Genomic DNA, 21,274 nt, shown 5'->3' with positions numbered 1-21,274 from the left:
TTAAATCATTATGGTACTGAACAATCAAGTATTCGTATTATTTCTGATTTCACTGATAGGTTTCTCTTGCACTTCCCAAGTAGAAAAAACCGGAGACATGGCCTATGAAGCTGGTACCTATAAGGAAAAGTATAGACCTCAGTTTCACTTTAGCCCTCCTGCCAATTGGATGAATGACCCAAATGGCATGGTCTATCACAAAGGAGAATACCACCTTTTTTATCAATATTATCCGGATAGCAATGTCTGGGGTCCCATGCATTGGGGGCATGCCGTTTCTAAAAACCTGGTAGAATGGGAAAACCTTCCCGTTGCCATAACTCCGGATAGTCTTGGATGGATTTTTTCCGGTTCTGCTGTGTTTGATAGCGAAAATAGTAGTGGTTTAGGTACAGCTGAGAAACCGCCTTTGGTTGCCATCTACACTTATCATGATAATGTGAAAGGGGATGCCGGAAGGATTGATTTTCAGACCCAAGGCATTGCCTACAGTTTGGACGATGGTGTTACTTGGGATAAATTCAATGGTAATCCTGTTCTCGCCAATCCGGGAATTAAGGATTTTAGAGATCCCAAAGTGACTAAAGTAGAGGTGGAGGGCAAGACGCAGTGGATAATGTCATTGGCGGTAAAGGATAAAATAAGTTTTTATTCTTCACCAAATCTTTTGGAATGGACGCATGAAAGTGATTTTAATCCCGATTGGGCTGCTTATGGTGGCGTTTGGGAATGTCCGGATCTATTTCCTTTACCGTCCCCGGGGGAGAGCAAAAATGGATTTTATTAGTAAGTATTAATCCTGGTGGACCAAACGGAGGGTCGGCGACCCAGTATTTTGTTGGGGATTTTGATGGGGAAACTTTCACTACCGGCCAGAAAGAAGTCAAATGGCTGGACCATGGTACCGACAATTATGCAGGAGTAACTTGGTCCAATGTTCCTACTTCGGATGGGCGTAAGCTATTTATCGGTTGGATGAGTAATTGGAACTATGCACAAGTGGTACCAACCGAAGTTTGGCGTTCGGCAATGACTTTGCCAAGAACTTTATCCTTGTATAAGGAAGGGGAAGAATTATGGCTCGCCTCGAATCCGGTGAAAGAGTTGGAGCAATTAAGGGAGCAGTCCTTAACGATAGAAGGTAAAAAAATAGCACTTGAAAATGAACTTCTGGAATTTTCTCTACAACCAAAAGCAGATGATTTCTTGGCCACTTTTGAAAATGAATTTGGGGAAATACTATTAATTGGTAAAAATGGAGATGAGTTATTTATTGATCGAACCAATTCAGGTATTATCGACTTTAAGGATGGTTTTGCTTCAGTAATGACTGCCCCGCTCAATGAACTTAAAATAAATGAGCTGAAGATTTTATTGGACAGGTCTTCAGTAGAAGTATTTGTCAATGATGGAGCTCTAGCAATGACAGCCTTGGTGTTTCCTGAACATGGCTATTCTGATCTTTTGTTAGATGGCTTTGAAGCAGAGAACAAGCTTTATTCACTTAAAAGTATATGGTAAAAGAAAAAGGCATTACTGTTTTACAAGTAATGCCTTTTTCTTTGTGTATCATTTTTCTGATTCTAGGAATGGGTACCTATAATCTGTGGCGCTTACAAAAGTTTCTTTGATTGTTCTGGGAGAAACCCAACGAAGCAAATTAATCATAGAACCTGCCTTGTCATTGGTACCCGAAGCCCTGGATCCACCAAATGGTTGTTGCCCAACTACTGCACCTGTCGGTTTGTCATTGATGTAAAAATTGCCTGCAGCATGTCGGAGTTTGGTTGTAGCCAATTCAATGGCATACCTGTCTTTGGAAAAGATGGCACCTGTAAGGGCATATGGAGAACTTTGATCTACCAGTTCCAGTGCTTCTTCAAAATGGTCTTCCTGATAGACATATAGGGTCAATACAGGTCCGAAAATTTCTTCCACCATGGTTTTATACATAGGGTCTTGCACTACAATCACCGTAGGTTCAATAAAGAACCCCTTGGTTTTGTCACAATTACCTCCGGCAAGTATTTCTACATTTGTTGCTGTTTTGGCATCTTCTATATAAGCACTGATTTTATCAAACGCTTTTTCATCGATTACTGCATTGATAAAATTGCCAAAATCTTCTGTTCCTCCCATTTTCATGGAAGCTAGGTCAGCCAATAGGTGCTCCTTGACAGACCCCCAAAGGTTAGAAGGGATATAGGCCCTTGATGCAGCGCTGCATTTCTGTCCCTGAAACTCAAAAGCTCCACGACTCAATGCTGTTGCCACTGCTTTTGGGTCAGCAGATTTATGGGCAATTACAAAGTCTTTACCTCCGGTTTCTCCAACTATTCTCGGATAGGTTTTGTACTTGGAAATATTGTTTCCAATTATTTTCCACAGGGATTGAAACACTCCGGTAGACCCGGTGAAATGGAGTCCGGCAAAATCAGGGTGCGAAAAAACAACATCTCCCGCATCAGGACCATTCACATAGATCAAATTGATTACCCCATCGGGAAGTCCTGCCTCCTTAAAGACTTCCATTAATACGCTGGCAGAATAAATCTGAGTTTCGGCAGGTTTCCAAACCACGGTATTTCCCATCATGGCCGGAGCTGTGGGTAAATTTCCTGCAATGGCTGTAAAATTAAAAGGAGTAATGGCAAATATAAAGCCTTCCAAAGGTCTTTGTTCCAGCCTATTCCAAACACCATCACCGCTAATTGGAGGTTGTTGGGCATAGATTTCTGTCATGAATTTGACATTGAACCTAAGAAAGTCTATCAATTCACAGGCTGCATCTATTTCGGCCTGAAAGGCATTTTTGATTGGCCAAGCATGGTGGCTGCATTGATTTTGTCTCGGTAGGGACCTGCCAGTAGGTCAGCAATTTTTAGGAAAATGGCTGACCTTTGTTCCCATTGCATGTTTTCCCAAGCCTGCTTGGCACCTAAAGCTGCATTAATGGCTTGAGTAACATGCTCTTTGTCTCCCGAATGAAATTGACCGATTTTATGCGCTCTGTCATGTGGAGGGTGTATGGTGGTGGTGTTTCCGGTTTTCACTTCTTCACTTCCGATATACATCGGAATGTCCACCTCTTGGTCTCTTGCTGTTTTTAGGGCATTTTGTAAAGATGCCCTCTCTTCAGATCCGGGTGCATAATTTTTTACGGGTTCATTTTTTGGTTCCGGAACATTAAAAAGCCTTTAAGCATAGTTGTATGGTATTTTTACTCCGGTTATGAGAGAACAATCTATTGATTCTTTGTCATTCGACTATTTTCCCACACACAGAAGTTGATTAATAATGTGGTTATAAATCAAATATACAAATTATCACTCGCTTTAAAGAATGGATGGGCTTATAGAATATTTCCAAGCTCCGATAGGTGCTTTATTGTGAATGTAGGCTGGATTGTGATTTTTGTATTTAGTGGATTGTAATAAACCTGATCGATTTCGGCATTTTGTGCACCTTGAATATCCGATAATGGATTGTCCCCAATCATCAGACATTGCCGGGCATTGGCTTTTAATTTAACCAAAGTATGTTCAAAAATCCTTTTGTCAGGCTTTCGGAACCCTGAATTTTCAGAAGTTACAATCAAGTCAAAATAAGCATCCAATTTGGAAGATTTGAGTTTATTGTATTGACTTTGATTAAACCCGTTAGTAATGATATGTAATTGGTATTTGGTTTTCAGGTAGTCCAGGGTTTCAAAAGCCTGGTCCATTACTTTAGGTTTGGATGATGTTCGTAAAATAAACTCCTCTTCCAGATCCCTTGGGATTTTAGATACAGGCAGATTTGCCCTGGTGAAAACCTGCAAAAAACGCATGGCTCTAAGTTGATCTTTGTCAACCAAACCTCGGTTAAATTGCTCCCAAAGACTATGGTTGGTCAATTGAAAAGCCTCAAAAAACAATTCGAAATCAGGATTTCCCAGTTTTCCCAATTCATAATTGGCAAATAGTTCTAATAGAGAATCCCTGACATTGCTGTCATAATCCCATAAGGTATGGTCAAGGTCAAATAGTAGATGGCTGTATTTTTCCACGGATTGTTATTTTCTGTAAGGATTGTTTTCAATTTTATTGATGGCCAATTCCCTATTGGAATGCAATATCTCATAAACTTCCTGGTCACGTAGAAGGTTTTGATCTTTTTTAATGAATTTTAAAATTTGGTTGAGAATTTCGTGTGCTTCATCCAAAACATAATAAAAAGTCCATTGGTCTTTTTTTCTACTGCCAATTAAACCTGCATTTTTTAAATAAGTGACATGGCGGCTTGTTTTGGTTTGGGTGAATTCTAAAATATGCTCGAGATCTGAAATACATAATTCTTCATTTTGCATAAGCAAGTGGAGTATTCTCACCCGAGCTTCTTCGGAAAGGGCTTTAAAGACCCGCATTCCATAGTTTAAACTTATGTTTTTTAACCGCATTTAATTAACTTTAACAAATAAATCGCTTTGAAGTTAATGAATTCAAAGGTAATTCACTTAATATCGTAAATTCATTGGGCTAATTATAAAAAGCCGGAAATTTCTTGTTAATATATCGGGGGGTATACCTCGAGTAAAATTATAAAAGTGAGACAAAGACTTATCCTTTCATTTGTTGTTTTATTGGGGATTTTGGGAAATTCAAGAGATGTCTTTTCTCAGGAAACCAATGACAAAAAAATAATTCAGTTTTCAGGTATCATCCTGAATGCAGACAGTACGACTGCCATTCCAGGTGTAAATATCTATGTCCCAAAAAAGGTAGAGGTACAAGCAGTAATCGATTCGGCTATTTTTCAATGCCTGTGCTTGCCGGAGATAGCATTGTCTTTTCTTATATTGGCTTAAAGCGACAGACTGTAACCATACCCGAAGACATTGAAAAGGACGAGGTGAGTTATATCCTTACCATGGTGCAGGATGAAATTGCCTTGGAGGAAGTTCAGGTGATGCCTTACCCTACAGAGGAAGAATTTAAAAATGCTATTCTTGCCGTCAATGTAGATGCGGAGCCACCACTTAATAGGGGAATCTTAGCCCTCAATTGCTCTTGCGTTGGGCAGCTGAAATGCCTGCTTCAGGCAATGAGAATTTCAGACAATTTACCAATCAGCAAACCCAACAAACATTGGACCGTTACGGGCCGAGACCTATGCCATTGCTTAACCCATTTGCTTGGGCACAGTTTATCAAATCCATTAAAAATGGAGATTTGAAGAACAAAGACTAATTGTTAAGGTTTAAAACTTTTATTTTCCGTTTATCCCAATTTTGCGCATTTGTAAGGCACATCCCCCACTTTGGGTTTGCAAAAAGTTATATTTACAGGCAAAATTTTAAAATATAGCCATATGAAAAAATTGATAATACTGGGATGTTTACTGTTCTCCCAATTCAGTTTTGCTCAGGAGTACTCTGCGAGGGAAATTGAGCGACCAAAATTAGTTGTAGGAATTGTCGTGGATCAAATGCGACAGGAATATTTTTATAGGTTCCACGACCGATATGTTGAGGGAGGATTAAAGCGATTGATGCATGATGGTTTCATGATGCAGAACGGTCATTACAATTATATTCCTACCTATACCGGGCCGGGGCATGCTTCGGTATATACAGGCACTACTCCTGCTACTCATGGTATCATTGGCAATAACTGGTACATCCGTGCGATGGATGATGATATTTATTGTGCTGAAGATAGTACTGTTTCAGCTGTTGGAGGAAGTGAAAGCAAAGGGAAAATATCTCCGAGAAACCTGCTTACTACTACCATTACGGATGAGTTGAGGTTTGCAACAGGAAAACGATCCAAGGTGGTAGGTGTGGCCATCAAGGATAGAGGAGCCGCTTTGCCGGCAGGACATTTAGGGGATGCCTATTGGTTTGACGGCGGTACCGGAAATTTTATGACCTCAGATTATTACTATGAGGAATTGCCTTCTTGGGTGAAAAGTTTTAATGAGCGGAAGTTGGCTGCAAAATACCTTGACCAGACCTGGGAAACGCTTTTTCCAATAGAAACCTATATCCAGGGGGCCTCAGATGACAATGAATTTGAATCACCTTTTAAGGGAAAAGCCAGACCTACATTTCCCTATGATTTGAAAAAATTGCAGAAAGACAATGGTGGCTTGGGTATGATCAGTTCCACACCTTATGGCAATACTTTTACTGTTGAAATGGCCATGGCTGCCATTCAAGGTGAAAAATTAGGGCAAAGAGGAGAAACCGACTTTTTGGCTGTGAGTTTTTCTACTCCGGATTATATCGGTCATAGATTTGGTCCTCAAGCCATAGAGGTGGAGGACAATTACCTGCGCCTAGACAGAGACCTGGCCAAATTTTTTGATTATCTGGACAAAGAAATTGGCAAAGGCCAATACTTGGTTTTCCTTACCGCTGATCACGGGGTTGCGGATGTAGTCAACTATATGAAAAGTGAGCGCGTAACAGCCGGAAGCTTGGATACCAAAGCTTTAACTACTGGTTTAGATGATTTTATCAAAGGAAAATATGGAGAAGGAGATTGGATATCCAATTTCTCCAATCAGCAAATATTCCTCAATAGGGAGTTGATTGCAGAAAAAGGGCTTTCCCTGGGTGAGGTTCAGACTGAGATTGCAGATTACTTGCTGACCTTTGATGGTATTAAGGAGACTTATACCGGCGAAACGATGCGCAACCATGAATTTACCACAGGTCTGAAACATTTATTGCAAATGGGTTACAATCACAAGGCCTCCGGGGATGTGATGGTGGTTATGGAACCGGCTTGGCTTGCCAATGCAGGAAAGGGTACTACACATGGCACAGGTTTTACCTATGATACCAATGTGCCAATTGTATTTTATGGTTGGGGTGTAAAACCGGGTAGCAGTAGCAGGTATGCGACCATTACAGATATAGCGCCTACTTTATCCATGATGTTAAAAACCAGGCTTCCAAATGGAGCGACCGGTCAACCTATCGTTGAAATTGTTGATGCAAAATAACTCCTATAATTAGTTTATTGTATTGGAAATGCCTGGCTTAAAGTCAGGCATTTTTTTGATATTGTGAATGATTTTTTTAATTCGGATTTGATAATATTGGAAAATGTAACCTAATACCCCTGGCTTGGAAGGTTTTGTCAGCATGTTGCAGAAAAGAGCAAGAATACCGATAACATCAGGTGTGTTCTTTTTCATTTATCACGGGCTGTAACTGTGGTTACAAAAAATTCGCCCTTCAGGGCTCACTGCTAGGAGTAAATTGCATCTACTCCTTCTTATTTATAGGGAATTTAAAAGTGAAATGCATACAAAATTCAATTAATTAAAACCGACAATAAAACTAAAACATGCTATTGTTATTGGCTGCATTGGTAGGCACCTGTTGGATGGAATCCCAGTGTTCGCAGATTTTGCCGGCCTCATCAAACCTGAAAAAGTCCATGGTTACATATTGGTCATTTCCTGGCCAGATTTGCCGAGTATGAAGGGCTACCAAGTCACCCTCAGCAATACAACGTAAGAATTCGATGGTTTTTTCGGGGTATTCTCGCTGCATTTTATCAAAATAATCAATAAAACCCTGTGTACCATTGGCTACTGCAGGGTTGTGTTGAATGTATTCCTTACCCACATATTTTTCTACCGCCTCTTTTGGCTTTCCAAGGTAGGCCGTTTTGTAAAAGTCGATGGCGTTTTTCTTATTTGTGACGGTGTTCATGGTTTTAGGTTTTTTGCAATGGGGATTGTATGGGTTAAATTAATCTGAAAATTCTAATAACAAACGTTTAGCTATCTCAGTGGTTATGATTTTGTCAGCATTGTTGCAGAAAAAGAGCAACAATGCCGCCAAAATCAATTAGTGTTTTATTCACTAATCCGGTGGCTGAGGCCACCGGCAATAATCATGTCAACCCTGTCGGGGTTTTTGTTTTGCGTATTGATTAGGATTTGGTTTTTATTTAGGAAAGTGAAGTTATGATTTTGTCAGTATTGTTGCAGAAAAAGAGCAACAATGCCGCCAAAATCAAGGTGTGTCTACCGTTTTTCACTAAGGGCTAACACCCTTGGTTGATATATTTCGCCCCATCAGGGCTTGGTGTGGTCAAATGAAATAATGTGCAATCAGGTTAGGAAATTGACGTTATGATTCTGGTGGTATATTCCGATTACGGTGGGTTGATACCACAGGGTTATTGTAGTTGAGGCCCTATAGGCTTCTATATGTATTCTACAATTACGTCACATCGGCTATAATCCTTTCCTCCTATTGGTGATTTAGGGTTTGCAAAAAGCGTTACATTTAACGGAACATGGAAGGATATCCCTATGTGGATTATATTGACTCGTAAAAAAAATCTTGAATGAGCACATGATATTTTAGGCAATTGTTGGCCTTCAAAGGTTATGTTTTTTGGAGATGGATAGCGGGGTTAAAAAAATGAGTTAGCTCCAACAAGGAGATCCACTCATTTTTAGCCCGAAATTCAGCTCCAAAAATCAAATGATGGTAATGCAAATGACCTATTACCCCTAAGCCTTATCCATCATTTGAAATAAGATTTGACAGCCTTGATTTTTTGGTTCGTTTTTCATCAAGGAAAAATGAACAGTGAAGATAGGGGGTGTTTTAATCAGTTGATATTAAGGGTTTAAGGTGGTTTTGTTTTAAGAAAAACCATCATAAGAGGAGATTTTGTCAGCATTGTTGCAGAAAAAAGCAACAATACCGCCAAAATCAATTGGTGGTATATTCCGTTTACCGTGGGTTGACACCGCACGGTTATTATTGTTGAAGCCCTTCAGGCTTCTTGATGTGTTTAAAAATGACGTATCACCAGCTGGCACCCGTGACTGAAGTATTTCACCTTGTTGGGGCTTGGTGAGGTCAAGTGAAATAATGCGCGATCAGAGTAGGAAATTGACGTTATGATTTTGTCAGCATTGTTGCAGAAAAAGAACAACAATGCCGCCAAAATCAATTAGTGTTTTATTCACTAATCCGGTGGCTGAGGCCACCGGCTATAATCATGTCACCCCTGTCGGGGTTTTTGTTTTGCGTATTGATTAGGATTTGGTTTTTATTTAGGAAAGTGAAGTTATGATTTTGTCAGTATTGTTGCAGAAAAAGAGCAACAATGCCGATAAATTCAATTGGTGGTATATACCGGTTTCCGTGGGTTGACACCACACGGCTATTGTTGTTGAAGCCCTATAGGATTCTTTATGCATTAAAAACATCTCACAGGCTGTTGCCTGTGGAGCTGAAGCTATCACCCTCCAGGTCTAACCATTTTATTAAAATTTATAAAAGGACCTGTGAAGCTCCTTTTTCCAGGTCTATTTCATATTCCCTACCTTGACACAAAACCTTTGTTTTACCACCTGTTATTGATAGTATTTCCGCTTTTTTAAGTTTACCATCTTCCCACTCCATGCTTATTTCGAAGTTGCCCCTGGCCTTGAGTCCTTTTACTTCACCGGTGTTCCATGCTTGAGGTAGGGCTGGTAGCAATCGGATAATTCCTTCTTCATGTGACTGTACTAGCATTTCGGCTATGCCTGCTGTCGCGCCAAAATTGCCTTCGATCTGGAAAATTTTACCCAGCAAGTCAAACATATTGGGAGACAATTGAGTGGCCATCATTTCATGGATATGCTCAAGTCCTTCTTCTCCCTTTTGCAAGCGGGCAAAGAAATTGATGATCCATGCCCTGCTCCATCCGGTCTGTCCTGCACCACCATATGTCAATCGCCTGTTAATGGTTTTCTCGGCTGCTTTAAATAATTCAGGAGTAGCCTTTGTGATTTGGTTGGAAGGATACAAGGCATACAGGTGAGACATGTGCCTGTGGCCGGGTTCCACTTCTTCATGGTCTTCATACCATTCCTGAAGGGTGCCGTTTTTCCCGATTTTGATCGGTGGTAATTTGCTGGATGCTTTTTTTATGGCTGCAGTCAATTGCTTGTCTCCAATGATTTCCTCTGCTTTCAAGCAGGCATTGAAGATGTCATTAATGATTTGGATGTCCATGCTTGCAGCAGTTGTGTTTCTTGTGGCTTTACCTGTTTTTGGGTCTATATAGGCGTTTTCCGGTGAGTAAGAAGGGAAGTGACCAATTCACCTTTTTCATTCTCCTTTAGGAAGTCCAAAATAAATTGTGCGGCACCAGCCAAGACAGAATATGCTGTCTCCTTTAAATACTCCTGGTCTTGGGTGAACTCATAATGTCTCCATAAGGACAAGGACATCCATGCTCCGGCAAGCGGGTTGGAATAGCCATTGGTCATTTGAGAGTCCTTGGTGGATCCAGATGGAGTAGTTCTTCCAAAAGGATTGCTGACATGGTGTGCCATCCAGCCGGAAGATCCGATAAATTTTTCTGCAGTTGTCTCCCCATTTTTTGCCAATTTCTCCATGAAATTGGATAATGGAACAAAGGACTCGGACAAGTTGGTCTGATCAGCAGGCCAGTAGTTCATTTGCAAGTTGATGTTCAGGTGGAAATCTGACTCCCAGGGAGCCCACATCTCTTTGTTCCAGATGCCTTGTAAATTGGCAGGAAGAATGGCCCTGTTGACAGAACTGCCCATCAAAAGATACCTGCCGTATTGAAAAAACAATTCCGTAATGTGATTGTCATTGGTGCCTTCTCTTACCTGATCTAGTCGTTTGTCAGTAGGAATGGTGTCCTGAAGTGGGCTTCCTAGAGATAGGGCTACTCGGTTAAACATTTTACTATGTGCTGCAGTATGCGCGTCTTTAGCAGTGTTATAAGCTGTTTCCAGGGCGCCTTTTAATGATTTTAAGGCCTTGTCTTTTGCATCAATGTTTCTGTCAAAGTTCAGCTTGGCTAAATTATAATCCGTCGCTGCGCTAACAATAACGGTATATCCGGTGCTGTTTTCAATGTTGAGGGTATTCTCATTTCCACTCATGCTTCCTTCATCCAAAGTAGCAGTTATTTGAGAGGCGAATTTCATATGCCTGCCTGTTTCTCCTGAACCTCCGGGATTGTCCTCATAGCCATCAGGGTCGTCAAATACCTGACCATCTACAATAAGTATCTCACCTTCACCTATGCTTTGAACAATGTCTTTTTCTCGATCAAAGCGAATAGTACTGTTTACCGGCTCTCCATCCAAACTCTGAAAACGATAAAAGATCACGTCGTATTTGTCGGAAGAAAATGCTTCCCGTAGGTATCTTTTCCCATCAATAGTGTAGGTGGAAATTACGACTCCGGTTTCCAGGTCTAGGGTCCTGCGGTAATTTTCAGGAGATTTTTGATGGTCAAAAGTAATATGCAATTCCCCAAGTGGTTCATAAGATCGAATGGAAGTCGGCGATACGGCCAAATGTTCCATGCCGTATTTTAAAGCTTCTTCGTATTTACCTTCCATGTTTAATTGTTGAAAGGCCGCATAATGCTTTTGTACATCTTCGGGGTAAGGGTCTTCCGGCATTCCTGCCCAAAGGCTTTCCTCATTAAGCTGAATTTGTTCCTCTTTCACCCCGCCAAAAATCATGGCCCCTAATCTCCCATTGCCTATTGGTAAAGCTTCCAGCCATTCATTGGCGGGAGAGGTGTACCAAAGCTGCATTTTTTGAATTGTTGGTTTTCCTAGCTTCACTTTGACAGCTTCCTAGAAACAATGTCAGGTTTAAAAGTAATAAGACAATAATGAAACGCATGCTCAATTGGGTTTGATGGAAAGGCATAATACTAAAATATTTTCATTCCTTTTCTTAAATTACTGTAAACGGAGTTCATAATTTAGACAAGGGAATAATTTAAACGCTAAGCCTTGATTTTTCATCTGCCTCTAAGGGGTACTGACAATTTGACATTAAAATGAGTTTGGAACAAGTCTTGATTTAAGCGAATCGAAATAATTGACATTGTTTAAATAAAAATAAAAATACCATGCAGGAAAAAGGTACAATTTCGATTCATACCGAAAATATTTTCCCCATTATCAAGAAGTTCTTGTATTCTGATAATGAAATCTTTTAAGAGAGTTGGTGTCCAATTCAGTGGATGCCACACAGAAAATTAAAAGGTTGGCTACGTTGGGGCAGTACAAAGGTGAGCTAGGAGACTTAACCATAGATGTAAATTTTGATAAGGATAAAAAGTGGATCAAAATTACTGACCGTGGTTTGGGTATGACGGCCGAGGAAATCAAAAAATACATCAATCAGATTGCCTTTTCGGGTGCTTCCGAATTTGTGGAAAAATTCAAGGATGCCAAAGATGCCAATGAGATCATAGGTAAGTTTGGTTTGGGTTTTTATTCTGCATTTATGGTGGCAGATACCGTTGAGATAGATTCATTGTCCTATCAAGAAGGTGCAGAACCTGCCAAATGGACCTGCGATGGAAGTACTGAGTTTGAAATTTCCGAAGGAACTAGAACAGAAAGAGGTACAGAGATTACCTTAAATATTAATAGCGAGTCAGAAGAATTCCTGGATAAATTCAAGCTTCAAGGAATTTTAGACAAGTACGCTAAATTTTTACCTGTACCGATTCGATTTGGCACCAAAACGGAAAGTGTAGAGGATGGTGTGGATGATAAAGGAGAGAAGAAATGGAAATCGGTGGAGGTTGACAATATCATCAATACAACCAACCCTATTTGGGCCCAATCACCAAGTGAGCTTACTGATGAAGATTATTTGAAGTTTTACAAGGAGCTATATCCAATGAGTGAAGATCCGCTTTTTGGATTCACTTGAATGTAGATTATCCTTTTAACCTTACCGGAGTATTGTATTTCCCTAAGGTAAAGAATGATTTTGAGCTTCAAAGAAACAAGATTAAGCTCTTTAGTCGTCAGGTGTTTATAACGGATGAAGTTAAGGACATTGTACCTGAATTTTTAATGTTACTTCATGGGGTAATTGACTCCCCGGATATACCGCTAAATGTATCTAGAAGTTTCTTACAGGCAGATAGTAATGTTAAGAAAATCAACAATTACATTACCAAAAAAGTAGCTGATAAACTTGGAGAACTTTATAAAAAAGACAGGAAAGTTTATGAAGAAAAATGGAAAGATATTGGGCTTTTCGTGAAATACGGCATGATCTCAGAAGATAAATTCTATGAGAAAGCCAAAAACTTTGTCTTACTGAATAACACCAATGGGGAATATTTTACCTTGGATGAATACCAAGAAAAAGTGAAGCCGCTGCAGACAGGGAAAGATGACAAATTAGTTTACCTGTACGCAACAGATGCGGATAAACAAGATACTTTCATTCAGTCTGCGAATAAAAAAGATTATGATGTGTTATTGATGGATTCACCAATAGACAGCCATTTTATCCAAAACATTGAAAGCAAGCTGGAAAATACCAGTCTGAAGAGGGTGGACGCTGATGTGGTGGATAAGCTTATTGAAAAAGAAGGTGGCTATGAAAACCTATTGAGCGAAGATCAGTCCAAGAAGGTGAAAGAGATTTTTGAAAAGTCCATTGCCAACCAATCTTATTCGGTGGAAGTTGAAGGCGCAAGTCCGGAGGAAATGCCTGTGACTATTACCATGGATGAATTTATGCGGAGGATGAAAGATATGGCGCAAAACGGTGGTGGAATGGGTTTTTACGGTGCCATGCCGGACAATTATAAAGTGGGAATTAACGGAAACCATCCCGTTATTGATAAAATTTTGAAAACTGAAGATGAGGAGGCACAATTGAAACTTGCCAAGCAAGCATTTGATCTGGCTTTGGTTTCTCAGGGATTGTTGACAGGCAAAGCCTTGACAGCCTTTGTGAAACGAAGTGTGGATTTGATTTAATATACTGATTTTCTTACTTATATAATAAAATAAGCGTTTGGTTAATACCAGCGCTTATTTTTTATTTATATCCGTTAATTTTTCAATTTGTTATAATCAAACTTAAGAAATTAAATTTTTATTGGAAAGTCCTTATCTTTAAATTGAATTAGTCAAGGAGACCTTCGGTGAAATAAGGAAGAGAGTGAATCTTTGCTGCTTTTGCCGGTTTAACGTTAAGCAAACCTTTACAAAACCCATGCTATCAAAAAAACAAAATATGCTTTTCATGCTTTGACCTATTTGGGTAAACATAAGGATCAGGGAGCTGTTCCCATTCAAGAAATCTCTACCCACCACAATATATCCCATAAGTTTTTAGAAAACATTCTTTTAGAATTGAAGAAAGCAGGTTTGCTGGGCAGCAAGAAAGGCAAAGGAGGAGGGTATTACCTGATAAAACTTCCCAATGAAATCCCTTTGTCAAAGGTAATACGACTGCTTGATGGTCCCATTGCTTTGTTGCCTTGTGTTAGCTTGAACTACTATGAACCCTGTGAAGAATGCGCCAGTCAGGAGAAATGTGGGCTAAATATGGTAATGGCAGAGGTGAGAGATGAAACCCTTAAAATATTAGAAATGAAAACCTTACAAGATATTTTGGAGCGGGAATAATTTTTTTCCATTTACTCTATAATATTTGTAGGTTTTGTGTACTTTTGTGTTTCCGGAAGACTGTGTAAGTCATGGCCGGATAAAAGGTGATTTTCTAACCCACAATTACCTTCAGCAAAACGATTTAATATGATTGAAGCAAGTGAAATTAAAGAACTTATTCAAAGGATAGAAAAATTATCTATTGAAGAGGCTATGGGACTATTGACAGACCTATTCCCAAATGAGGTTATATTCTCCACATCCTTTGGTCAGGAAGATCAGGTGATAACTCAGAAAATAGCCAATAATAAGCTTCCAATTGAAATTTTTACTTTGGATACCGGACGGTTGTTTTATGAGACCTATGACTTGTGGTCCAAAACGATTGTCAAATACGGAGTATCGATCAAGCCATTCTACCCCAATACAGCTGCTGTTGAGGATTTGGTTAGTAGTAATGGAATCAATGGTTTCTACCAGTCGGTAGAAAACAGGAAGTCATGTTGCTACGTAAGAAAGGTTGAGCCTTTGAAGCGTGCCTTACAAGGGAATAAGGTCTGGATTACCGGTCTAAGGGCAGAACAAAGCCCTAATCGCCAAACCATGCAGTTATTGGAATGGGATGAAGGAAATCAGATATTGAAGTACAATCCTTTGTTGCATTGGACCATGGAGGATATGTTGAAATATATCAAGGAAGAAAGCATTCCATACAATACCCTTCATGACAAAGGGTTTGTGAGTATTGGTTGTGCCCCATGTACCCGCGCGATAATGCCGGGAGAGGATGCCCGTGCCGGAAGATGGTGGTGGGAAGCTTCTCAGAAAGAATGTGGTCTGCATGAGCAGGGAGCCATTGCCAATAATTCCTAGTTAAATTAGTTACAGCTAAAACTGAAAAATATTTAAGATGCAAAGTTTCAGAACTGAAATAGAAAATCCGGTAGTAGAAAAAGATATTCTTGAACTGGAGAAAAAAATAGCCCTTTTTAAAAACGGGAAAATTGATGATGAAAAATTTAGAAGTCTTCGATTAGCTCGTGGAATATATGGGCAACGCCAGGAAGGCGTTCAAATGATACGTATTAAATTGCCTTATGGTAGAGTGACGTCTAGCAAGCTTAATAGGATCTGTGATGTGTCTGAAAAGTACTCCACAGGAAGGTTGCATATCACTACTAGACAGGATATCCAAATCCACTATGTCAGCATAGACAGTACGCCTGAACTTTGGGCAGAATTGGATAAGGATGATGTTACCATTAGAGAAGCATGTGGTAATACTGTAAGAAATGTGACAGCTTCCGAAACTGCAGGAATAGATCCCAATGAACCATTTGATGTAACGCCATATGCCGACGCTACATTCAGGTACATGCTTAGGAATCCCATTAGTCAGGAGATGGGGAGGAAATTCAAAATAAGTTTTTCTTCTTCTGATGAGGATACCGCACTTTCTTATTTACATGATCTTGGTTTTATTGCCAAAGTTAAGCAGGAAAATGGGGAAGAGATCAGAGGATTTAAAGTGCTATTGGGTGGAGGATTAGGTTCTCAGCCCAGACACGGTGATGTGGTATATGAGTTCTTGCCTACCGATCAAATCATACCGTTTATTGAAGGAGTAGTTAGGATTTTTGATAGGCATGGAGAAAGAGCGAAGAGGATGAAAGCTAGGATGAAATTCCTTATCACCAATCTTGGTGTAGAGGAGTTTTTGAAATTGGTGGAAGAGGAAAAACTTGCCCTTCCTTTTCAAAATTATCCAATTGATGTCACAGAATATGAAGCTGAAAGGGTTTTACCTAACCCGGAGATGCCTGAATTTACTGTGCCGACGGATGAGAATTATAAACGTTGGAAACTGACCAATGTATTGCCTCAGAAGCAAGAAGGTTATTTTTCTATCGGCGTGAAGGTGCATCTTGGTGATTTTTATTTGAAAGAAGCCCGACAATTGGCAGCTTTGGTTAAGAAATATGCCAGTGATGAAATTAGGTTTACTCTTCGTCAGAATCTATTGATAAGAGACGTGAAAGAGGAGTTAATTCCTTTCTTTTACCAAGAATTGGAAAAGTTAGGAATGGTAGATTATGGATACAATTCTGTAGGAGATATTACTGCTTGTCCGGGTACAGATACCTGTAATTTAGGTATTGCCAGCAGTACCGGTGCTGCTGCAGTAATGGAGAAAGTGATCTTAGATGAATATCCGGAGTTTTTATTAAATAAAGACCTGACTATTAAAATCTCCGGATGTATGAATGCCTGTGGGCAACACAATATGGCCTCAATAGGCTTCCAAGGAATGTCTATGAAAGTAGGGAAAGCAGTCTTGCCGGCATTACAGGTGTTGTTGGGTGGTGCCACCTTTGGAGATGGAAAAGGTAAGTTTTCAGATAAAGTAATCAAGGTGCCAAGTAAAAGAGGTCCTGAAGCTTTGCGCGTCTTGTTAAATGACTTCAAGTCAGGGGCGGAGAATAACGAGAGCTATGCTGCTTATTATGAGAGAAAAGGACAAATGTATTTCTATGAAATGTTGAAGCCTTTGGCCAGTACAGATAATATCATTGACAGTGACTTTATTGACTGGGGTAATGATGAAGCTTATGTCAAAGCTATCGGTGTAGGGGAATGTGCTGGTGTTGTGATTGATTTGGTATCCACCCTATTGTTGGAAGCGAGAGAGAAATTAGCAGGTGCTGAAGATAGTTTGAAAGAGGAAAAATGGTCAGACGGTATCTATCAGACGTATACCAGTATGATGAATGCAGCCAAAGCCATTCTTACTGCAGAGGGAGCCAAAACCAATAGCTATGCGCATATTGTAAACGAATTTGATAAGCATTTTACAGAAAGTGGTAAGATTAATCTACCGGAATCATTTTCTGACTTGGTTTACAAAATTAAAGAAAATCAACCATCCCAAACCTTTGCTTTGGCTTACTATAAAATTGCAGAACAGGTATTTGATGCAATAAACGATTTCAGAGCTAAAGAAGTACATGCATGATGAATGAGATTAGACCAAGGGTTACCCTGGTAGGTGCCGGTCCCGGTGACCCGGAATTGATTACATTGAAAGGTATTTTGGCACTTAACAAGGCAGACGTGGTGTTGTACGATGCCTTGATAGATACTTCTTTGCTCAATCATGCACCAGATAAGGCCCTAAGGATCTATGTAGGCAAGCGAAATGGTAGCAAGAAAAACCCACAGGAAGAAACCAACCGGATGTGTGTTTACTATGCCAAAAAATTTGGGCATGTGGTAAGGCTTAAAGGCGGAGACCCTTTTGTCTTTGGAAGAGGCGCGGAAGAAATGGACTATATCCAAGAATTTGGGATTAAGGTAGATGTTGTTCCCGGTATATCGTCCACTGTTGCCGTTCCTGCAGCTGCTGGAATACCTGTAACTAAAAGGGGTGTTTCAGAGAGCTACTGGGTGATTACAGGTACCACATCGAATGGTGAATTGTCAAGAGATTTATTGCTGGCCAGTAAATCCAAGGCTACAGTTGTCCTTTTAATGGGGACAAGGAAGCTGAGAGAGATTGTGCGTATTTATGAAGAGCAGGGCTTTACAGATAAGGCCATAGCTATCATAGAGCGTGGGACTACTCGTGAGGAAAAGATCGTGGCTGGGACCATCGCCAATATTGAAAAGAAAGCGCATGAAGATCAAGTAGGAGCACCTGCTATCATTATTATTGGTGATGTGGTTCGAGAAAGTCCGAAATTAAAAGCAATTTATGAGGCTGTTGTCTTTGAAAATAAACTGAATTAGTTAATAATGAATGAATTGTATCCGGTTTTCTTAAAGATGCACCAATTAGAAACCTTATTGGTTGGCGGTGGAAATGTCGGATTAGAGAAATTAACTTTTCTGTTGAAATCAAGTCCGAATGCTAAGGTGACTGTTGTTTCCAAAGCCTTTTTGGAGGAAATTGTTGAAATTGCTACAAATAACGCCAACATATTATTGGTGAAAGGGGCTTACAGTGAAGAGTATCTCAATGAAAAGCATCTGGTTATTGCAGCAACTGATGACAAAGAGGTCAATAAGCAGGTTTATAGAGATGCTAAAAAGCGCTATTTGCTTGTTAATGTAGCAGATACTCCTGAGTTCTGTGACTTTTACCTTGGGGGGATCGTAACCAAAGGCAATATTAAAATTGGCATCAGTACCAACGGGAAAAGCCCTACTACTGCCAAAAGGTTACGACAACTATTTGAAGAAATTATCCCAGATGATATCAATGAGATGGTTGAAAACATCAATAAGTATAGAGCGACCTTAAAAGGTGATTTTGAGGAAAAGGTTGATGCTTTAAATAAACTAACTGTAGGCTTGATGAAGAAGAATAATAAAGACGAATAAATAAAAAAGGGGCTGTTTAGCCCCTTTTTATTTGTTCATTTTTCAAATCATTGATGTAGGATTTCAATAATTTTAATTTTTGTTCTTCATTCAGTTTTAAATCGGACTGTAAGAAGCGATCAATGTGTCTATACATGGTTATTTTGGTTATTTGTAGAATTAAATATAACATTTAATTTGGATAAAGGCCAGTTTGTTGGGCTTTTCCCTAAAAAATAACCATGTGTTTTCTACCTATTGTCAAGACGAATTGGCAAAAACTAATTTGTAGACAAGTAACCAATTTACGGCTCAACTTGTCAATCAATCCGTTTTATTGGATCAAATGAACAATAGGCAAACCAATAAAATTAAAACGTACTGACTTAACCTTCGCTAAACCAAAAGCTGAATTGTACAGAAATAGATGCTATGGATTTAACCTCACCGATAGTTCATTCTTATAATGTGATCTTGCTGTTTACAGATCTAAGCTACAAAAAGAAGCCTTATTAAATAGATAAATAATTTTGCTGTATTTGCATGAAAAAAAGAAGTTTAAAAATTTCTTTCAGGTTGAAAATTAATTACAATCAACCCTCAACCTTCAATTACAAATCGATCGCCTGATCAGTATCAAGTAATTCGATATAGTCACTGAAATATTTGTTAAAAGTTGCAATCAAATGGCTTAAATCACCATTCTGCATTTCTTGATGGATTTTGACAGTATCCATTCCCAATGCTTCACTTAAGGTTTCCGCATATTCAAGAAGGTCTTCTCCAATTCCTCCATTGTTTCTTTGATCCAAATGGACCTGCATAATTGCCTTTGTTTTGGACGCCATCATCGTATAATAGTTAAATAGTAAAAATTTTTTTTCTGTTAATATTTCACTCGGTAAATAAGTAAAATATTGTTTCAGATAATGTAATTTGCTTTACGGAAGTCATTTTTTGTAATTCAATTTTTGAAATATTATTTTATGTTATTGAAATACAGTTTAATGAAATCCTTAATTGCTGTTATATTTCTATAAATAATAGAATTAAATTGGAATATACAAATCACAATTAAAAATAATTTCTTAGATGAAATTGGGGAATTAACGGAGTTTTATTTGGTGGATTGAAAAATGAATTTTCCATCAGGAATTTTGGAAAAAGTAACAAAAAGGCTAAAATTAAAAAGGGGCAATTTTTTTGCCCCTTTTTATTAAAAATCGATTGAAATTTGATTTTTTAGTATATCCTCCATGCTTTCTCGCTTTCGAATCAAATAATCTTTCTCATTTAGGATCAATACTTCAGCAGGTCTAAACCTTGAATTGTAATTTGAAGACATGCTATATCCATATGCTCCTGCATTTTTAATTGCGATAATGTCTCCTTCTTTAACTTCTTTAATTTTTCTATCTGCAGCTATAGTGTCTGTTTCACAGATATAACCCACTATGGTGTAGACTCTTTCAGGGCCATCAAGTTTGGATATGTTCACCACACTGTGGTAAGCATCGTACATCATTGGCCTCAGTAAATGATTGAGTCCGGAGTTCACACCTACAAAGGTGGTGGCCGGAGTAGGTTTAACGACATTGGCTTTGGTAAGTAAATAGCCGCATTCGCTTACCAAAAACTTACCCGGTTCAAACCATATTTCCAATTCCCTACCATATTCTTTACAGAATTTTTTAAATGCGGCAGAAACTTTCTTTCCTACATCCTGAATGTCTGTGGTGATGTCGCCATTTTTATAGGCAACTTTAAACCCACCTCCAAAGTCCAGAAAAGCCAAATCTTTAAATTCTCTGGCAGCATCAAATAGGATTTCTGCGCCTTGCAAGAACACTTCAGCATCAAGAATATCTGATCCGGTATGGACATGAAGACCTACTACGTTCAAATCATAGGCTTGAACTACCTTAATGACATGTTTTAATTGTAAGATGGAGATACCAAATTTACTATCAATATGGCCCACAGAGATTTTTGCATTTCCACCGGCTAAAATATGAGGATTTAAACGGATACAAATGGGAACATCGTTACCATATTCCGTTCCAAAATGCTCAAGCATAGGAATGCTATCAATGTTTACCATAACTCCATAAGCTACAGCCTCCTTGATTTCCTCAAAATCAACACAATTGGGTGTATACATGATCTCTTCCGGGGAAAAGCCTACGTGCAAGCAAAGCTTTACCTCTTCTATGGAGACGGCATCTACCCCGGTTCCTGCTTTCTTCATCAGCTTTAAAATGTTGATATTAGAAAGCGCCTTGGTAGCATATTTAATTTTCATCTTAACATCAGCAAAAGCTTTTTTTAAAGATTCTACCTGATGAAGGATTTTCTCCCCGTCATAAACATATACAGGGCTACCGTATTTTTCGGCAATATTTAGTAAGGGAATTCCCCCTATGCAATATTGTTGGTTTTTGATTTCCATTGCTTGTGATTTAGCCTGCAAAGATAGATAAAG

The 21,274-nt window shown here is 39.1% G+C and carries 12 protein-coding genes and 5 pseudogenes; 9 read left to right on the top strand and 8 right to left on the bottom strand.

Annotated elements, in window-relative coordinates:
* The first annotated feature begins 10 nt into the window (after window positions 1–10).
* A pseudogene (locus WG932_RS16470) lies at window positions 11–1,521 on the top strand (glycoside hydrolase family 32 protein).
* Between the two features lie 48 nt (window positions 1,522–1,569).
* Here the strand turns inward: WG932_RS16470 and pruA are convergent.
* From pruA to WG932_RS16455, 3 genes and pseudogenes are all read right to left on the bottom strand, one after another.
* A pseudogene (pruA, locus tag WG932_RS16465) lies at window positions 1,570–3,205 on the bottom strand (L-glutamate gamma-semialdehyde dehydrogenase).
* Between the two features lie 147 nt (window positions 3,206–3,352).
* Entirely contained in the window at window positions 3,353–4,048 is a 696-nt protein-coding gene (locus WG932_RS16460) for a YjjG family noncanonical pyrimidine nucleotidase (protein WP_483084721.1), read from the bottom strand.
* 6 nt (window positions 4,049–4,054) lie between these two features.
* Window positions 4,055–4,438 carry an ArsR/SmtB family transcription factor gene (locus tag WG932_RS16455; protein WP_014019128.1) on the bottom strand — a complete coding sequence of 128 codons (384 nt, stop codon included), beginning with the start codon at window positions 4,436–4,438 and terminating at the stop codon, window positions 4,055–4,057.
* Between the two features lie 147 nt (window positions 4,439–4,585).
* Between WG932_RS16455 and WG932_RS16450 the strand changes: the two are divergent.
* Window positions 4,586–5,228 (top strand): annotated as a pseudogene (locus WG932_RS16450) (carboxypeptidase-like regulatory domain-containing protein).
* Between the two features lie 121 nt (window positions 5,229–5,349).
* Complete coding sequence (gene pafA / locus WG932_RS16445; protein WP_483084720.1) at window positions 5,350–6,990, top strand: alkaline phosphatase PafA; 1,641 nt, start codon at window positions 5,350–5,352, stop codon at window positions 6,988–6,990.
* A gap of 340 nt (window positions 6,991–7,330) precedes the next feature.
* On the opposite strand, the gene WG932_RS16440 is transcribed toward pafA, so the two are convergent.
* The 3 genes and pseudogenes from WG932_RS16440 to WG932_RS16430 form a co-directional block, all read right to left on the bottom strand.
* Window positions 7,331–7,708: a nuclear transport factor 2 family protein gene (locus tag WG932_RS16440; RefSeq protein ID WP_483084719.1), complete on the bottom strand. Its 378-nt coding sequence runs from the start codon at window positions 7,706–7,708 to the stop codon at window positions 7,331–7,333.
* A 1,584-nt stretch (window positions 7,709–9,292) separates the two neighbouring features.
* A complete protein-coding gene (locus WG932_RS16435) occupies window positions 9,293–9,538 on the bottom strand; it encodes a glycoside hydrolase family 95-like protein (protein WP_483088665.1) in 246 nt (81 codons plus the stop codon).
* A 54-nt stretch (window positions 9,539–9,592) separates the two neighbouring features.
* Window positions 9,593–11,592, bottom strand: a pseudogene (locus WG932_RS16430) (glycoside hydrolase family 95 protein); the annotation flags it as partial.
* Window positions 11,593–11,915: 323 nt separating this feature from the next.
* On the opposite strand from WG932_RS16430, the pseudogene htpG reads away from it, so the two are divergent.
* The 6 genes and pseudogenes from htpG to WG932_RS16400 all read left to right on the top strand — a co-directional run bounded on the left by htpG (window position 11,916) and on the right by WG932_RS16400 (window position 18,813).
* Window positions 11,916–13,797, top strand: a pseudogene (gene htpG, locus WG932_RS16425) (molecular chaperone HtpG).
* A gap of 243 nt (window positions 13,798–14,040) precedes the next feature.
* On the top strand, window positions 14,041–14,451 hold the full coding sequence (locus tag WG932_RS16420) for an RrF2 family transcriptional regulator (RefSeq protein WP_483088664.1): 411 nt from the start codon (window positions 14,041–14,043) through the stop codon (window positions 14,449–14,451).
* Between the two features lie 129 nt (window positions 14,452–14,580).
* Window positions 14,581–15,306: a phosphoadenylyl-sulfate reductase gene (locus tag WG932_RS16415; RefSeq protein ID WP_483084718.1), complete on the top strand. Its 726-nt coding sequence runs from the start codon at window positions 14,581–14,583 to the stop codon at window positions 15,304–15,306.
* A gap of 37 nt (window positions 15,307–15,343) precedes the next feature.
* A complete protein-coding gene (locus WG932_RS16410; RefSeq protein WP_014019120.1) occupies window positions 15,344–17,446 on the top strand; it encodes a HEPN domain-containing protein in 2,103 nt (700 codons plus the stop codon).
* A complete protein-coding gene (cobA, locus tag WG932_RS16405; protein WP_483084717.1) occupies window positions 17,443–18,219 on the top strand; it encodes a uroporphyrinogen-III C-methyltransferase in 777 nt (258 codons plus the stop codon). Before WG932_RS16410 ends, cobA begins: the two co-directional genes overlap by 4 nt.
* Before the next feature lie 6 nt (window positions 18,220–18,225).
* Window positions 18,226–18,813 carry a precorrin-2 dehydrogenase/sirohydrochlorin ferrochelatase family protein gene (locus WG932_RS16400; protein WP_014019118.1) on the top strand — a complete coding sequence of 196 codons (588 nt, stop codon included), beginning with the start codon at window positions 18,226–18,228 and terminating at the stop codon, window positions 18,811–18,813.
* 590 nt (window positions 18,814–19,403) lie between these two features.
* Here WG932_RS16400 and WG932_RS16395 read toward each other — a convergent pair.
* Entirely contained in the window at window positions 19,404–19,643 is a 240-nt protein-coding gene (locus tag WG932_RS16395) for a hypothetical protein (protein WP_014019116.1), read from the bottom strand.
* A gap of 365 nt (window positions 19,644–20,008) precedes the next feature.
* Complete coding sequence (gene lysA / locus WG932_RS16390) at window positions 20,009–21,241, bottom strand: diaminopimelate decarboxylase (RefSeq protein WP_014019115.1); 1,233 nt, start codon at window positions 21,239–21,241, stop codon at window positions 20,009–20,011.
* Between the last annotated feature and the right edge of the window lie 33 nt (window positions 21,242–21,274).

This window comes from Cyclobacterium sp. SOCE241 (assembly GCF_056867545.1).
This window is presented reverse-complemented; position numbering and strand designations above follow the sequence as displayed.